The sequence below is a fragment of the Salicibibacter kimchii genome (assembly GCF_003336365.1).
Taxonomy (GTDB): Bacteria; Bacillota; Bacilli; order Bacillales; family Marinococcaceae; genus Salicibibacter; species Salicibibacter kimchii.
Window position 1 is genome coordinate 849,967 of record NZ_CP031092.1, and the last position, 14,270, is coordinate 864,236.

The following is a 14,270-nucleotide window of genomic DNA, read 5'->3' on the forward strand; positions in this document are numbered from 1 at the left end:
AACCGCTTCCGCGAACTTTAGTTAGGGCTTCAATCGCCCGGGATGATGACTTAACAACTGTCACGATCTACCGTTAGGGTTCCAACCACCGAGCATCTTCATAACAATAGAAATAAAGCCCCCAATATATTCAATGATGTACTGGGCGACCATACTGTGTTTTTCATCCTATTTTTGCTTACTATTCTGACAATAATTTATGGATATCTCGAACAGCCTGTTGAAATACTTCGCGATTAAGCCGCCCAAATTTTTTGATCACGATATCTTGTGCCAAAGTATAGATCTTATCCGTTCTAACATTGGACATACGTTTCAAATATCCATCAATTAGGTCTTGGTTTGAAATTGTTATCGCCTGTTCATTCTCTTGTATGTTCGAGGTAATCGCTGCAACAAGTACATCCTTACTTTCCAAGTTGTACTGATTATTAGACAAGATCAAAACAGGTCTTCTTTTTCTCGAGGACAAATCTGTGAAAGGGACTGGAATCAGCACAATGTCCCCTTGTTCAAGCATCATTCCATACCTCATCATCAATTTTATTATCCCAAAAATCCATACTGCTTTCACTGGCTTGTAGTAAATCCCGGTATTCTTCTTTTTCTCTTTTCATTTTCAAATATCCAATAAAGTCAATGATTTCTGTCATATCCTTCTCTGGGATATCTTCAATTAATTCAAGAATCCTTTCCTTGTTCGTGTTCACGTCCATCACCTCTTAATTATTATAACATATGCTTTCACCTTAGCCGATTTAAGTGTTCATCTAATGCTATGAATTCCCCATTTCGATATGCTTTTAACCCTTCCTCAATTTCTTGTTTGGTCACGTCGTTGAATTCCTCATCTTCTTCAATTAAGTAATGAAAAAGTTCCGCCATTTTGGGTAGTTTCTCTTCTGGGAGTTTATCGACAATATGGTGTAATTCTTTTCGGTCAATCATAATCATTCACCGTCCTTTTATTTATTATATCACGCTTTAGCGTAAACTGTTCGACAGAGTTGCTAAAATTTTTGTTGCCATGCAAGCACCCTTCTTTATTTTTTTACCAACAATTGTCACATACCCCAATCCCGTCTCCATTGCTTTGGCGGGCTAATCTTTGCTTGCTTTAAGGCAACAAAATACTGCCCCTGATGAATACCTTCATGTTGTACCACGGTGTTTAACAGCTCTACTATAGACAGATACTCTTCACCCATTTTAATACGTTGATGGTTTGCTTCTGTAAACGAATAAGCTAGTTCATTCATCGATCTGTCCAATTCCTCGTTAATATCTCTATCGTGTTGCGTGTGGCATTCGGGACATTCCCAATCACGCAACGCAAGATTTTTAACGTCATGGTTTCGGTGGCCACAACTTGAACATCGTTGACTGGAAGGGAAGTTTTTCGCAACTGTTATCACCTGTTTTCCGTACCATTTTGCTTTATATTCAAGCATAGTGCGAAAACGAGCCCAGCTCACTTCGCTAATTGCCTTAGCCAAGTTATGATTTTTTAACATATTCGACACTTGCAAATTCTCAATACCGATCACGTCGTGGTTTTTGACAATGTCAGTAGAGATTTTATGCAAGTAATCATTACGTGCGTTTTCAATTTTCTCATGAAGCCGCGCAACTTTAATACGCTGCTTATGCCAGTTAGACGACCCTTTTTGTCGCCTCGCAAGGATGCGTTGTGCATTAGCTAACTTATTTTCTAATGTACGGAAAAACTCAGGGTTTTTGTGAATGGTGCCGTCCGAAAGAATGGCGAAGTCTTTAATCCCAACGTCAACGCCAACAGATGCACCTGTTTTCGGTAATTCTTCTGTTTCTGTTTCGGTGAGAATGGAAACAAAATATTTACCGCTTGGTTTGCGTTTCATTGTCACGTTGAGTATACGTCCTTTGACCTCACGACTTTTGGCGAACTTAACCATACCAAGTTTCGGTAACTTGATTTTGTTATCAAATATCGCAACATTACCGTTTGTATGTTTTGTCGTGTAAGATTGCACTTTATTATTTTTGGATTTAAAACGTGGCGCTTCGTTTTGTTTTTTAAAAAACCTTGCATACGCGTCCGCAAGGTTTTTAAGGGGCGATTGAATAGCAATGCTATCCACTTCTTTTAACCATGCCAACTCTTTCTTCAATTGCGTTAATTGGGAAGAGCAAGAATTATAAGTCAAACTCTTTCCGGTTTCTTGGTATTTGCTTTTCCATTTACCCAAAAAATGATTAAATACGAAACGACTGCAACCAATGGTTTTAGCGATTAAAATTTCTTGTTCTTTCGTTGGATAGATACGAAACTTATAGGCTTTATTGACGATCATTGTTGTTCACCTCCCATGCAAACTTTTGTTTGCGTTTATTATACTTTATCCTTTATGTTTTGTCTATTTTTTCTCCTATCATTCGGGCAATAGCCCGAAGGCGATTCATCCCCCACTTTACACTTCGTAGGAAGTGGGGGGCTTCTCGCCTAAAATCGATAAAACGAGCAGCCGTAGCTGCCCGCATCCTTTTTCGTTTATTTTTACCAATTTACGGATTCCGCTGCAAATAGCTTCTCTCTTGCTGTAGTGTATTCTTGGGCAATTCGATCGACGAATGTTGCCGCGTGAGTGACTTCCTTAATAGCTCCGATGCCTTCGCCGCTTCCCCATATATCCTTCCATGTTTTCTTATCCGCATCTCCGGAGAAACTCATCTTCGATGGGTCGCTTTCCGGAAGCGCATCAGGATCCAAACCGGCGTCTCGAATGGACGGGGCAAGATAGTTTCCATGGACACCCGTGAAAAGATTACTGTAAACAATGTCGTCTGATGTACTTTCCGTGATCATTTGCTTGTACTCTTCCGCCGCACGCGCTTCATGGGTCGCGATGAAAGGAGACCCGATATAAGCAAGATCAGCGCCCATCGCTTGCGCAGCTAGTACGCTGTCACCGCTTGCAATCGATCCGGACAAAACAAGTGGACCGTCAAACCATTCGCGGATTTCCTGAACGAGTGCGAACGGGCTCTTCGCGCCGGCATGGCCTCCTGCTCCGGCGGCAACAGCAATCAAACCGTCTGCTCCTTTGTCAATGGCTTTATGGGCGAATCGATTATTAATGACGTCATGCAAAACAATCCCACCGTAGCTGTGTGCCGCGGCATTCACTTCTTCACGTGCACCAAGGGATGTAATCGTGATCGGAACTTTGTATTTCTCACAGAGTTCCATGTCGTGTTCTAACCGTTCATTGGATCGGTGGACAATTTGGTTAATGGCAAACGGCGCAGCGGGTTTATCGGGATGGCGGGTGTTATGCGCCTCAAGCTCCTCTGTAATTTCCGCCAGCCACTCATCAAGCTGTGAAGCAGGTCTGGCATTGAGCGCAGGCATCGCCCCAACGATCCCGGCTTTGCATTGCTCAATGACGAGCTTAGGGTTACTAACGATGAAAAGCGGTGATCCGATGACGGGGATGCGTAGGCCTTTAAGTATTGACGGTATGTTTGACATAGGTTTCTTCCTCCATTCCAATCATTCAGTTATACCTGCTTTAGTTCCTTCCTTCAGTCCAATGTCGAACAGTATATGCTTAAATTGCTGAATGCCTTCTTCATCAAGATCAGGCAGGATCTCTTTATCCAATTCATCCATCTTCTCGCACAATGGTTGTTCTAAAGATTTTCCTTTTTCAGTTAAAAAAATCAGTCTGTAACGGCGATCACTGTGATTAAATCTTCGCTCAATGAAACCGCCTTGCTCCAGTCGATCAATAATGCCCGTTACCGTCGCACTGTCCATCTGAAGTCTCTCTCTTAATTCAGAACCAAGTTGTCCATCTTTTTTCCAAAGAAAATACAGCAGCCCAAATTGAACCGGTGTCACGCCATAAGGGGCTAATTTGGCTTTACTAGTCTGCTTCACCTGTTGTAAAGCTTTGCCTAGAATGAAATGTAAACAATCGAATTTTTCCATACATCACCACCTCCCTTTGCTTTTTTATTCTGATTATTTTAAAAGTGTAGCATGTATACAAGTATCTTGTAAACGAGTTACTTGTCTTATTCTACATCACGAGCAGAAATTTGGTAAACTTTAAAAAAGGAGTGGCTTTTTTATGCAAAACAATGAACCTAAACGAAAATACGGTTGGGTTGACAAATGGGCAAGGATGACCGGTGAGCGAGCAAAAATTGATGCCAAAGTCAATAACACCTACATTGTGTATGAGAAAAACGGGAAACTTGTAAAAGATTTTCCGAACGGTGACATTCATCCTCTCCACGAAGTTAATGAATATTAATGTACTCGCACCAACCCATCTTCTTTGTATTTGCAGGTAACAACGGCAGTGTAAATTGGTATTGATATCAATATTGATCCTGATACGATTGCAAGGAGATTAGTCCGGAAAATCCGGAGAAAAAAAGAGCAAACAACACTTGCTGGAAAAAATGCACTTAGACAAATAAGCACAGCCAAAGAAAGAGGTTATGAAGTGACCATGTTTTACATCGCGCTCAGTGACGTAAACCAAAACATCGAACGAGTTGCTATGCGAGTAAAAAATGGCGGTCATCATATCCCAACTGAAGATATTCTTAGGAGAGTTAAACCTCATTTGGACACCTTTATGAATACGCTTCACTTATTGATAACCTTATTTTAATTGACAACAGTAAAGATGATGGCGTAATTGTGTTAGAAATAAATAATGGTAAAATTACTTTTAAGACAAATACCCTACCAAATTGGTCGCTGCCTTTATGGGAACAATTTAAAAAACAACCACCAACAGAAAACCACCCCACATAACTCAAAATTATTAAAAAGTAACGTAAAAGGCTAAGTCCATCATTTGGACTCAGCCTCGTGATCCCTATTGCTCAATTTTTTGACTTTTTATCTCCGCCAAACAGTGCTCGCGCATTATCGGTGAACAGCTTTTTAATTTGCTTTTCGTTTATTCCCCAATTCATGAGCTCAGGCACGACAGTGTCAAAAAGGTACGTCGGTCTCCAATTGTCGATTAAGCTCGCTAACTGATCGGGCATCACCGGGGGGCGGCCGAGCCAAAGGTTGACCTTGTCATGGGAAAGCAATATAAAATCTTCGTATCCCTCATCCAACAGGGTTAGCAAAACTTCGATTCTTTCTTGATCGTAAGGAGCCCCTACCATTCCCTGCAAGCCGAAGCGGTCGAGCCCGATTTTTATTCCCTGATCCATCACTTCACGATGAACGCGGGGGTCGGTGTTTCCGCACATGTGGCCAATAATGATTCGATTCGGATCCGCTCCTTCTTTTAGTAACAGTTCTGCTTGCTCCGGACCCATGGTGCCTTCTTGGGTGTGGGTCAATAATACGATGCCGGTTGCTTGTTGAATTTTTGCCGCCACCTTAAAAAACATCCGTTCGTACGAGGTGATCTCATCACGGCTGGACGCGAGCTTGATCACGCCCGGTTTTATGCCCGAGCCTTCAATCCCTTCCGTTATCTCGTGCCTAAACATTTCATAGATGTCATTTTCCGCTGTCCCCAATGATTGCCGAAATTTAAAATAGGGCGTTGCCCCTTCGCCTTCATAATAATACCCGGTTGCACAAATGATTTGCAGCCCGGTCGCTTCTGAAACCTTCCGCAAGAAACGAGGATCGCGTCCGCATTCATTAGGCGTGGGATCGACCACCGTTTCCACGCCATGTGCCATCATTTCATTGGCAATCTCAATGGCGGATGCAAGATATTCCTTCTCATTAAAGGGGGCGAGTGTCTGATCGCCTTGGAAACCCGGATATCCGAAGATGAAATGCTCGTGTATGAGCGTCTTTCCTAATGCACTTGCGTCGATCGCTCCCGTTACTGTTTGTACCGTCTTTTCGCTCATTATTTTTTCTCCTTCCCGCTTTTTTTGTTGATGTTGGTGCCTCACGGATGCTTAGAGTCGGTCCCTGTCCTTTAGACGAAAGAAAAGGTACTCCCGAAGGTACGATTATTCCGTTTTTGTCCCTCAAACGGAAGGGAAATCGTTCCGAGAGGGACGATAATTCCATTTTTGTACCACTAACAAAAGAAATGCTGCTCCGAGAGGGATTACTTACTCGATTTAATCCCTCTGACGGAAAGAAAACTACTCTCAGAGAGACGACAAATTCATTATTGTACCCCAAATCGAAGGTAAATTGCCCCCATAAGGACGATAATCCTTACTTTTACTAAGAAAAATGTGTACGTGTGTAGTTAACATCAATTTTTTCATCCGGTCTGGATTGCTTTGCCTCATTACTTAAACCATCAGTCACCAACATGCTGTATTAGATTTAATTGCTGTTGAACGGCACGAAATTTATGTCTTGCTCCTCTCCGCTTCTTCCTCTTGAAGCTGCCGCCACAAGATTTTCCCGCTGGCCGTGGTCGGTAGCGATGTCCTAAATTCAACCAATCTCGGGTATTTGTATGCGGCCATTTGTTCTTTTGCCCACTCGATGATCTCCTTTTCCGTCACTTTCCCTTCGGACTCCGGATGAAGGACAACAAAGGCTTTCACGTTTTCGCCTCGCAGCGGATCCGGAACGCCGATCACACAGGCTTGCTGGATATCCGGATGTTTGAAAAGGTACGATTCCACTTCCGAAGGCCAAACGTTATATCCGGACGCGTTAATCATCCGCTTGATCCGGTCCACCATAAAGAAGTATCCATCATCATCCATTCGGCCCATGTCCCCGGTTCGGAAAAAGCGTTTGCCATCGAGCTCCACAAAAGCCTCGGCTGTTTCTTCGGCACGGTTATAATAGCCTTGAAACACTTGCGGCCCGTTGACAATAATTTCCCCGACTTCCCCGACCTTGAGCTCTTGCAAAGTGACAGGATCAATCACTCGTGAATCAACATCAAAAGAAGGAATGCCCAAACATTGCAATTTTGGCGCATGCGGCGGATTAAAATGCGTCTGCGAAATCGTTTCGGTCAATCCATAGCCCTCAAAATATTGCAAGCCCAACCATTCGTGCAACCGCTCCCCAACCGCTTCCGGAAGCGCCGCTCCGCCACCGGAAATCGATTTCAGTGAAGATATCTCGTACGCTTGAATATTCGGATTCGCGAGAAAATCAACGACCATTGTGCTGATATTCACCCAATTTGTAATTTGATGACGCTCAATCATTTCCGCCGCGTGTTCCCGGTTCCACCTCGTCATAATGACAATAGAAGCCCCAGTGGTTAACGGCATCAGCAAACTATGAATCACCCCGGTCACATGGAAAAACGGCAGCGCGGCCAGATGCACCATACTGTTTGCGCCATTGATCCAATGGGCTGCCCCGAACGTATTAGCCTGATAGGAGTAATGGGTATGAACACACCCTTTCGGCACACCTGTAGTTCCTGACGTATAAGGCAAAAACGCCACTTCATCGCGCTTCCCGGTATATTCACTCGGCATCTTACCCGCGGCAAGCGCCTCACTCCATGCCACCTCCGGAGTTTCTTTAGCAGGAGCGATCACCTCCTCAGGCAGACCCGAAAACGCCTGCTGATCAGGCAAATAATCAGAGTAAGCAGTAACAATCATCGATTGGAGTAATCCTTGCACGTTTTCATAGATTTCCTGCCCGACAATGCCCGCCTTGATGCCGCAATCATTGATGCAAAACTCCAATTCAGCCTCTTTGTTCATCGGATTAATCGGAACAACGACCGCCCCTACACGCAAAATAGCATAGAGCGAAATGATATACTGAGGGGCGTTTTGCATGTAAAGCATCACGCGATCGCCTTTTTTTACGTTTAACGAATGTTCCAAAAAACCGGCAAGCCCTTCCACTTCTAAAAATAAATCGTTATACGTATACGAAGCACCATAATAGTGAACGGCCACTTTGTCCGGGTAACGCTTCGCGCTCACTAACAAGTTATCGTAGACGGTCGTTCCCGGCACTGTTAACGTTTTCGGCAAACGGTCCGGCCATGACGGATAATGTTTTGTGTTCATGGGTATCCTCTCCTTGCGATATTATTTCCCTTTGAATATAAATAACTCCGGTTTTTCCAAATAAGCCTCCAGAGTACTCATAAACTGTGCAGAATGTTCTCCGTCGATAACACGATGATCGAAAGTGATCGACATCCCCATGACATCGCCAATTTGAATCTCTTCATCTTTGACAACCGGCTTTCTCGTAATAGAGTGGACCCCTAGAATGGCAACTTCCGGCGGATTAATAATAGGCGTTGCGAAAAAACCGCCACGTTTTCCCGTATTGGAAATGGTAAACGTACTGCCCGACAGTTCGTCCGATTTTAACTTTTTTGCGCGCGCTCGTGTTGACAAGTCTTCAATACTACGGGCAATTTCCTCTACACTAAGGTTATCCGCTGATTTAAGCACCGGAACGACCAAACCATCTTCCGTGGCAGTCGCAACCCCTATATGAATGTCCGCTTGATAGTGAAATAACATATTCTCTTTATCAACCCTGCCGTTAAACCTTGGGTTCTCCCTTAATGCAAATGCTACGGCTTTTACAATAAAAGGCAGATAGGTTAATGTGCCATTTTGCATTTCATTTTTTAGTAAACCTCTAAATTCACTTAAACGACTGACATCCACTTCATCCATCCCCGTGCATTGAGGGATTTCACTCATCGAATGGGTCATATTTTCAAATATCTTTTTCCTTACCCCTTTAATCGGTTCGCTATGGGTGGAAGTCGAGGGATCGGGAGCTTCATTACTTTTATCTGTTAAGCCTTCTGCATGCAAACGTACATCATCTGCAATGATCTTTCCGCCTCTCCCCGTTGGGGTGACCTCAGATATCGTAACCCCGAGTTGCCTTGCCAGCTTTCTCACCGTTGGAGCGGCTTTTACTCTTCGAGCAGGAGCATTGGATGCTTCTTTTTCTTCCTCTACATACGATTGTTCTGTTTCACGCTTTAATTCATTCACTCCCTCGCTTTCCGTCTCTATTGAAATAAGTGTTTCACCGACTTTGATATTTTCTCCTTCCTCCCCGCCTCTTTCATGAACGACTCCGGAGTAAGGGGTCGTGATTTCTACGACAGCTTTGTCGGTTTGTACTTCTGCTATATTTTCATTTTCCTTGACCTTATCCCCTTTTTTCACAAACCATGTGACGACCTCCGCCTCCTGCAACCCTTCGCCAATATCTGGAAGCTTGAATTCTTTAATCATCCTACAAATCCCTCCTCAATCCAGCGATAACTCCCAAACATGCTTGACTTCCCGTACAATCCGATCCACGGATGGTATCCAGTCATTTTCGACGGTCGCCACCGGGTACGGGCTATCATAACCGGTTACACGCAGAACCGGTGCAGATATATAAAATAATGCCTTTTCATTAATCATTGCAGAAATTTCCGATCCCACGCCTGCCGATTTAACAGCTTCATGAACAATGACACAACGGCTTGTTTTCATCACCGAATCAATAATCGTCTCTTCATCTAGGGGTACGATCGTGCGAAGGTCTATTAGTTCTATGGAGTAATCATTCTCTTCAAGCATCTGCACGGCTTTTTTTGTCTCGGCCATCGCCGATCCCCAGCTAATCAGCGTGATATCCGATCCTTCTTTTACAACGTTTGCCTTTCCTATCTCTATCGTGAAACGTTCCTCTTCTACATTTTCGCGTAAGGCCCGGTAAAGCTTCATTGGTTCAAGAAAAAGAACCGGATCAGGATCCTCGATCGCGGCGCTTAATAATCCTTTTGCATCTCTTGGGGTGGAAGGCATGACTACTTTAATGCCCGCCGAATGCATAAATAACGCCTCTAAGCTATCCGAATGCAGTTCCGGTGTTTTCACACCACCACTGTAAGGCGCCCGAATGACCATAGGCGCATGATAATTACCGGCAGAACGAAAACGAATGCGCGCGGCTTGTGCAGCAATTTGATCCATCGCTTCATAGATAAATCCCAGAAACTGTATTTCAGCGACAGGCTTAAGTCCGCGAACGGCCATCCCGACCGCGGTGCCAATAATCGCCGATTCCGCCAGGGGAGTATCCACCACTCGCCGTTCTCCAAACGTGTCGACAAGCCCATCCGTTGCCCGGAAAACACCGCCGTTCCTTCCAACATCCTCACCTAAAATAAGTACATCTTCGTCTTCCTCCATCTCTTGCCTCAGCGTGAAATTAATGGCTTCGATCATATTCATCTCAGTCATTTGCTCTCCCCCGATCCTTCCCACTCAAGGATTTGTTCTCTCAAACGATCCGTTGGTTTTTCATACACGTGCCCAAGGGCATCACCGAGTGAAGCAGTCGTTGTCTCAGCAGCTTCATTAAAAGCCTGTTTCAACTCATCTTGTATCGAAGCGTTTAAGTCCTGTTCTTCTTTTTCCGACCATAATTGCTGACCTTCCAGCCATTTACGATAACGGGAGATCGGATCTTTCTTCCCCCAAGCCTCGTCCCCTTCTTTGGAACGATACTTGGATGGATCATCCGAAGTCGTATGTGGGCCCATTCGATGTGTCAGTGCTTCAATCAGTACAGGCTTTCCTTCTCTTGCAAGCGATCTTGATTGTTTCATGGTTTCGTAGACGGCAACCACGTCATTTCCATCGACTTGAACCCCTGTCATTCCGTAGGCGAGAGCTTTTTGGGCAATGGATTGGCTGCTGGTCTGCTTATGATACGGAACGCTGATCGCCCATTGATTATTTTGTACAAAATAAATAACAGGCAGCTGAAACACACTGGCAAAATTCATTGCTTCGTGAAAATCGCCTTGAGATGTTGCCCCATCACCAACATAGGCAACACTCACTGCGTCATTGTTCTTGTACTGGTCTGCCCAGGCACTGCCTGCTGCGTGCAAGGCTTGAGCACCAATAATAATTTGGACGGGAAAGATGCCTTCTTCCTTTAAAATGCCGCCATGCAAATGCCCCATCGCATACTTAAAAAAAGATGAAGGCTTCGTTCCCCGCACAAAGCACGCCGCTGCTTCCCGGTAGCTTGGAAAAATCCAATCCTTCTCTTCAAGAGCGAGTGCACTGCCAACTTGAGCAGCTTCCTGACCAATAAGCGGTGCATAGGTGCCAATTTTTCCTTGACGCTGGAATTTAACCGCTAATTCATCAAAACGTCTTGCTTTCACCATCCACTTGTAAATGTCCAGCTTTTCTTCATCGGAGATACTCGTTTCTCCTGTCAAGATCCCTTGTTCGTTAAGATGTTTAATCGGCGTTACATCAATGCTGTTCGGATCAATCCAATTCATTTACAGACCCCCTCACATTTGACTTTCTTCATTTTTGTTTGTATCTTCTTTATTTCTTAAATTGAAATTCTTCCTATCGATCCCCATCATTAGAATATATAACACTACGCCTGCACCAAGTCCCCACTCCGGACCTTCAAGCGCTGTCAACGTTCCAATGAATAAAGCTATCCCGCGTCCCACGTTGGTTGTCACCATATTCATTGCAATATAGGCACATGCAAACCCAGTGAGCAATAAAGTCAATGATAATGCAACATCCAATATAGGGAGGAGCAGAGTCATAACTGGCAATAAAAAACTTAGCGGGATTGCGAGTAGAAATATATTAGTTGTACCTGTAAATATCGAATCCATAATGTTTCGCCCTTGTTTGTATCGTTCAATAACAAACACCTGCAAACCTGTCCATAGCGGACCATGCATGGGAACGAAAGCTCCGCCGGTAAATAAATGTCCGATATTGCGTATAGCTAAAGAATAATGGGAACGTGTATAGTTGATGTCAATTTTTTCATCCGGTCTATTTTTACTGGCATCCCGAATCAAACTATCAGCAACTAGCAAATCCCCAAAAACCAGAATATAAATTGTTAGAGCCAAGGGGATCGCTGTCATAATCATGTCCCAACCCGGCAATCCAACTCCGAAGGGGGATAACGTCGTAAACATTTCTCCAAATTGCGGCACAAATATACCCCATTGCACGTCAAATTGGATCTCACCTGTAATGCTTCCTGTAATCCCTGCAACAATAAATCCTACAAGCAAAGCATTAGCCGCCAATAACGCTTTAATTTTACCACTTGGTATTTTCTGAAAGGGAATTGAATACATGATCAAAAGTACAACAATCCAGGCACTAATTAATGTAAAGGGCAGTTCTTGGACTCTTTCAAATTCATCCATAAAGGCAGCAATGGCTGCACCCAAAATGATTCCAGCTTTCAGCGTATCCGGAACGAGACGATTGAATTTGTCGCCTAAACCTGAGACAGCAAAAAACAGAAAGATGGCTGATACGGTAATCATTAAAGCCATCATCGCGTGCACTGCTTCAACGCCGGGCGTGAATCCTCCGAGAAACACAATGATCAAAGGCAATGCAGGAGTAATCCATCCTGGCACATGTGGTTCACCGAATAAAAATGTGTGCGCCCATACCCAAAATGCTTGAATGGACACCGTCGTCCACGCCACCTCAAAAGGCACATCAAAAAATTCCATCATTAAAGGGGCCAAAGCGCCGCCATTAGCTACAGCAATGATCGATCCTTGAATGACGACTGGCCAAGACACATCGACATGAACACCTGGGAGTCGTGTTGTAAACGGTCCCCACTTTGCTCCGGGTTGCAAGCCCCCATATTGTCTTTTTTCAGCCATAAAATCACCCTCTCCCGTTAAAATTTTCCGTTATCTTAAGATTCGACGGATACACTTAAATCCCTTTTTTAACAATTAACTAGATAAGGTGTTGTCAGGCAAATGCTTACGATCGGTCTTTCTTGAACGTAGGTATAGCTGAAATGCAATATGGGCAATCACCATCCAGCCTATATAAACGAAGAATAGATTGCGGAAAATCTCTTCCGGAGGTAAATGCTGCTGAACGGTAATAAGCATCCCGGCAATCCCGGCTCCGAATGCGCCGCCCACAAATTGGCATAATTGGACCAATCCCATCCCTGCACCAATAAGCTGCACCGGTAATATTTTAGATACTTCATTACTTGCACTTGCAAGCAAAATGTTCGTCCCTGTAATTGCAATGATTAAAATGCCAAGCGAAGCATACGGCGTTACATTCGCCAAGAAAGCAAACAGTACATAAGCAATGAGCAGAAACGCCAATCCCGACCGGATGACCATCATCGATCCTTTGCCGTCAATGATTTTCCCGGTTACGTTTGAAGCCAACGCTGCTAACATCGGTCCCGGAAACATAATGAGTCCAATTTCCAACGGACTTTTATTAAACAGGTCAGCTAAAAGAAGCGGAATCGTAAATAATGTAGCAAAATTCATAAATAAAGCTGTAAAAGGCATAAGAAGTAACAACAAATAGCCTCGATTACGCAGCAATTCGGGCTGGATGAATGGAATGTCAGTCCTATGAAGATGTTTCCATAAGAGGAACATTGCAGGAACCGAAAAAATAAGTGCAAGGTAGATGCCACTTGTCACAAACAATAATAATCCTCCCACGGAAATACCGACAAGTAACGCTCCCGGCATGTCAAACTTCACTGGTTTATTTTCTTCAGATGGCAAATTCTTGCGAATGACCGGCAGAATAACCAACACGACAAAAGGGACGAGAAACAAGTAATTCCATCCCCAATGTTCAGTGAGGATCCCGCCGACGAGCGGCCCCAACCCGAACCCTAATACCGCGGAGGACGCAATGACCATCATCGCTTTTCCCCGCCTACTTACCGGGATATATTTTGATGAGAGTACTATGGCTAAACTCGGGAGTGTCCCTGCCCCAATCGCTTGAAAAAGGCGGGCAAGGAGCAAAACGAGAAACGTGTTGGAAAAAAATCCAATAAGTGACGATATACCCAAAACGAGCAGACCGAAACTGATGAGTCTGCGGATTGGGATGTAGTCGGATAACCGGCTGAATGTTAAAGCAGATAGAGCAAATACGATCGAATACCCGGATACAATCCATGTGGCCATCGATGACTCGATTTGAAATTCAGCAATAACCGTGGGAAGCGCAACATTAAACATCGTCGTATTCATCGTCATCAGCAACATCCCGATGCCCCAGAAAACAAGGATGATCCGTTCATTAAATTCGAATGGTTGGTTTAAATCTTGCTCCGCTGTGGTCGAACGTGGCATAGGCGGTTCCCTCCAATTGTTTTTCATTCAAACGATGGGATGGAAGGTGGCTATCCTCGTCCAGTCCTCAAACGAAGGGAAAATGACTCCCAGAAGGGATGATAACCCTGGGCCAGCCCCTCAAACGGGATGAAAATTAGCCCGAGAGTTGAC

Annotated in this window: 14 protein-coding genes; 1 reads left to right on the forward strand and 13 read right to left on the reverse strand. The window is 44.2% G+C overall.

The genetic code is table 11. The features are described 5' to 3' along the window. Positions 1-181 precede the first annotated feature (181 nt). The 6 genes from DT065_RS04360 to DT065_RS04385 form a co-directional block, all read right to left on the reverse strand. Positions 182-523 (reverse strand): type II toxin-antitoxin system PemK/MazF family toxin, encoded by a 342-nt coding sequence (locus tag DT065_RS04360; RefSeq protein ID WP_227002725.1) that lies wholly within the window; start codon positions 521-523, stop codon positions 182-184. Then, on the reverse strand, positions 513-716 hold the full coding sequence (locus DT065_RS04365; RefSeq protein WP_227002726.1) for a DUF2281 domain-containing protein: 204 nt from the start codon (positions 714-716) through the stop codon (positions 513-515). The genes DT065_RS04360 and DT065_RS04365 overlap by 11 nt, the downstream gene beginning before the upstream one ends. A gap of 28 nt (positions 717-744) precedes the next feature. Beyond that, positions 745-948: a hypothetical protein gene (locus tag DT065_RS04370; RefSeq protein WP_114371225.1), complete on the reverse strand. Its 204-nt coding sequence runs from the start codon at positions 946-948 to the stop codon at positions 745-747. A gap of 116 nt (positions 949-1,064) precedes the next feature. Continuing rightward, complete coding sequence (gene tnpB, locus DT065_RS04375) at positions 1,065-2,333, reverse strand: IS200/IS605 family element RNA-guided endonuclease TnpB (RefSeq protein ID WP_227002727.1); 1,269 nt, start codon at positions 2,331-2,333, stop codon at positions 1,065-1,067. 203 nt (positions 2,334-2,536) lie between these two features. Next, the gene (locus DT065_RS04380; protein WP_114371227.1) at positions 2,537-3,511 is read right to left on the reverse strand and encodes an NAD(P)H-dependent flavin oxidoreductase; all 975 of its coding nucleotides are present in this window, start codon (positions 3,509-3,511) and stop codon (positions 2,537-2,539) included. Positions 3,512-3,532: 21 nt separating this feature from the next. After that, positions 3,533-3,973, reverse strand: a complete 441-nt coding sequence (locus DT065_RS04385; protein WP_114371229.1) for a MarR family winged helix-turn-helix transcriptional regulator — start codon at positions 3,971-3,973, stop codon at positions 3,533-3,535. 142 nt (positions 3,974-4,115) lie between these two features. Here DT065_RS04385 and DT065_RS04390 point away from each other — a divergent pair, with 142 nt between their 5' ends. Then, on the forward strand, positions 4,116-4,301 hold the full coding sequence (locus tag DT065_RS04390) for a hypothetical protein (protein WP_114371230.1): 186 nt from the start codon (positions 4,116-4,118) through the stop codon (positions 4,299-4,301). A gap of 583 nt (positions 4,302-4,884) precedes the next feature. Here DT065_RS04390 and DT065_RS04400 read toward each other — a convergent pair. The 7 genes from DT065_RS04400 to DT065_RS04430 form a co-directional block, all read right to left on the reverse strand. Further along, positions 4,885-5,886, reverse strand: coding sequence for a phosphotriesterase family protein (locus DT065_RS04400; protein ID WP_114371232.1), 1,002 nt, complete (start codon positions 5,884-5,886; stop codon positions 4,885-4,887). Positions 5,887-6,345: 459 nt separating this feature from the next. Next, the gene (locus DT065_RS04405) at positions 6,346-7,995 is read right to left on the reverse strand and encodes a long-chain fatty acid--CoA ligase (protein ID WP_114371234.1); all 1,650 of its coding nucleotides are present in this window, start codon (positions 7,993-7,995) and stop codon (positions 6,346-6,348) included. A gap of 21 nt (positions 7,996-8,016) precedes the next feature. After that, positions 8,017-9,198: a dihydrolipoamide acetyltransferase family protein gene (locus DT065_RS04410; protein WP_114371236.1), complete on the reverse strand. Its 1,182-nt coding sequence runs from the start codon at positions 9,196-9,198 to the stop codon at positions 8,017-8,019. Positions 9,199-9,213: 15 nt separating this feature from the next. Beyond that, positions 9,214-10,200 carry an alpha-ketoacid dehydrogenase subunit beta gene (locus DT065_RS04415; RefSeq protein ID WP_114371237.1) on the reverse strand — a complete coding sequence of 329 codons (987 nt, stop codon included), beginning with the start codon at positions 10,198-10,200 and terminating at the stop codon, positions 9,214-9,216. Beyond that, the gene (pdhA, locus tag DT065_RS04420) at positions 10,197-11,261 is read right to left on the reverse strand and encodes a pyruvate dehydrogenase (acetyl-transferring) E1 component subunit alpha (protein ID WP_114371239.1); all 1,065 of its coding nucleotides are present in this window, start codon (positions 11,259-11,261) and stop codon (positions 10,197-10,199) included. The genes DT065_RS04415 and pdhA overlap by 4 nt, the downstream gene beginning before the upstream one ends. Positions 11,262-11,273: 12 nt before the next feature. Beyond that, complete coding sequence (locus DT065_RS04425; protein ID WP_193550804.1) at positions 11,274-12,647, reverse strand: hypothetical protein; 1,374 nt, start codon at positions 12,645-12,647, stop codon at positions 11,274-11,276. Positions 12,648-12,722: 75 nt separating this feature from the next. Further along, on the reverse strand, positions 12,723-14,117 hold the full coding sequence (locus DT065_RS04430; protein ID WP_160112405.1) for an MFS transporter: 1,395 nt from the start codon (positions 14,115-14,117) through the stop codon (positions 12,723-12,725). Positions 14,118-14,270: the final 153 nt, after the last annotated feature.

Excerpts from the sequence above, each read along its gene's own strand:
- DT065_RS04360 (WP_227002725.1), bottom strand. The coding sequence starts at position 523 with ATGATGCTTGAACAAGGGGACATTGTGCTGATTCCAGTCCCTTTCACA.
- DT065_RS04365 (WP_227002726.1), bottom strand. The coding sequence starts at position 716 with ATGGACGTGAACACGAACAAGGAAAGGATTCTTGAATTAATTGAAGAT.
- DT065_RS04370 (WP_114371225.1), bottom strand. The coding sequence starts at position 948 with ATGATTGACCGAAAAGAATTACACCATATTGTCGATAAACTCCCAGAA.
- tnpB (WP_227002727.1), bottom strand. The coding sequence starts at position 2,333 with ATGATCGTCAATAAAGCCTATAAGTTTCGTATCTATCCAACGAAAGAA.
- DT065_RS04380 (WP_114371227.1), bottom strand. The coding sequence starts at position 3,511 with ATGTCAAACATACCGTCAATACTTAAAGGCCTACGCATCCCCGTCATC.
- DT065_RS04385 (WP_114371229.1), bottom strand. The coding sequence starts at position 3,973 with ATGGAAAAATTCGATTGTTTACATTTCATTCTAGGCAAAGCTTTACAA.
- DT065_RS04390 (WP_114371230.1), top strand. The coding sequence starts at position 4,116 with ATGCAAAACAATGAACCTAAACGAAAATACGGTTGGGTTGACAAATGG.
- DT065_RS04400 (WP_114371232.1), bottom strand. The coding sequence starts at position 5,886 with ATGAGCGAAAAGACGGTACAAACAGTAACGGGAGCGATCGACGCAAGT.
- DT065_RS04405 (WP_114371234.1), bottom strand. The coding sequence starts at position 7,995 with ATGAACACAAAACATTATCCGTCATGGCCGGACCGTTTGCCGAAAACG.
- DT065_RS04410 (WP_114371236.1), bottom strand. The coding sequence starts at position 9,198 with ATGATTAAAGAATTCAAGCTTCCAGATATTGGCGAAGGGTTGCAGGAG.
- DT065_RS04415 (WP_114371237.1), bottom strand. The coding sequence starts at position 10,200 with ATGACTGAGATGAATATGATCGAAGCCATTAATTTCACGCTGAGGCAA.
- pdhA (WP_114371239.1), bottom strand. The coding sequence starts at position 11,261 with ATGAATTGGATTGATCCGAACAGCATTGATGTAACGCCGATTAAACAT.
- DT065_RS04425 (WP_193550804.1), bottom strand. The coding sequence starts at position 12,647 with ATGGCTGAAAAAAGACAATATGGGGGCTTGCAACCCGGAGCAAAGTGG.
- DT065_RS04430 (WP_160112405.1), bottom strand. The coding sequence starts at position 14,117 with ATGCCACGTTCGACCACAGCGGAGCAAGATTTAAACCAACCATTCGAA.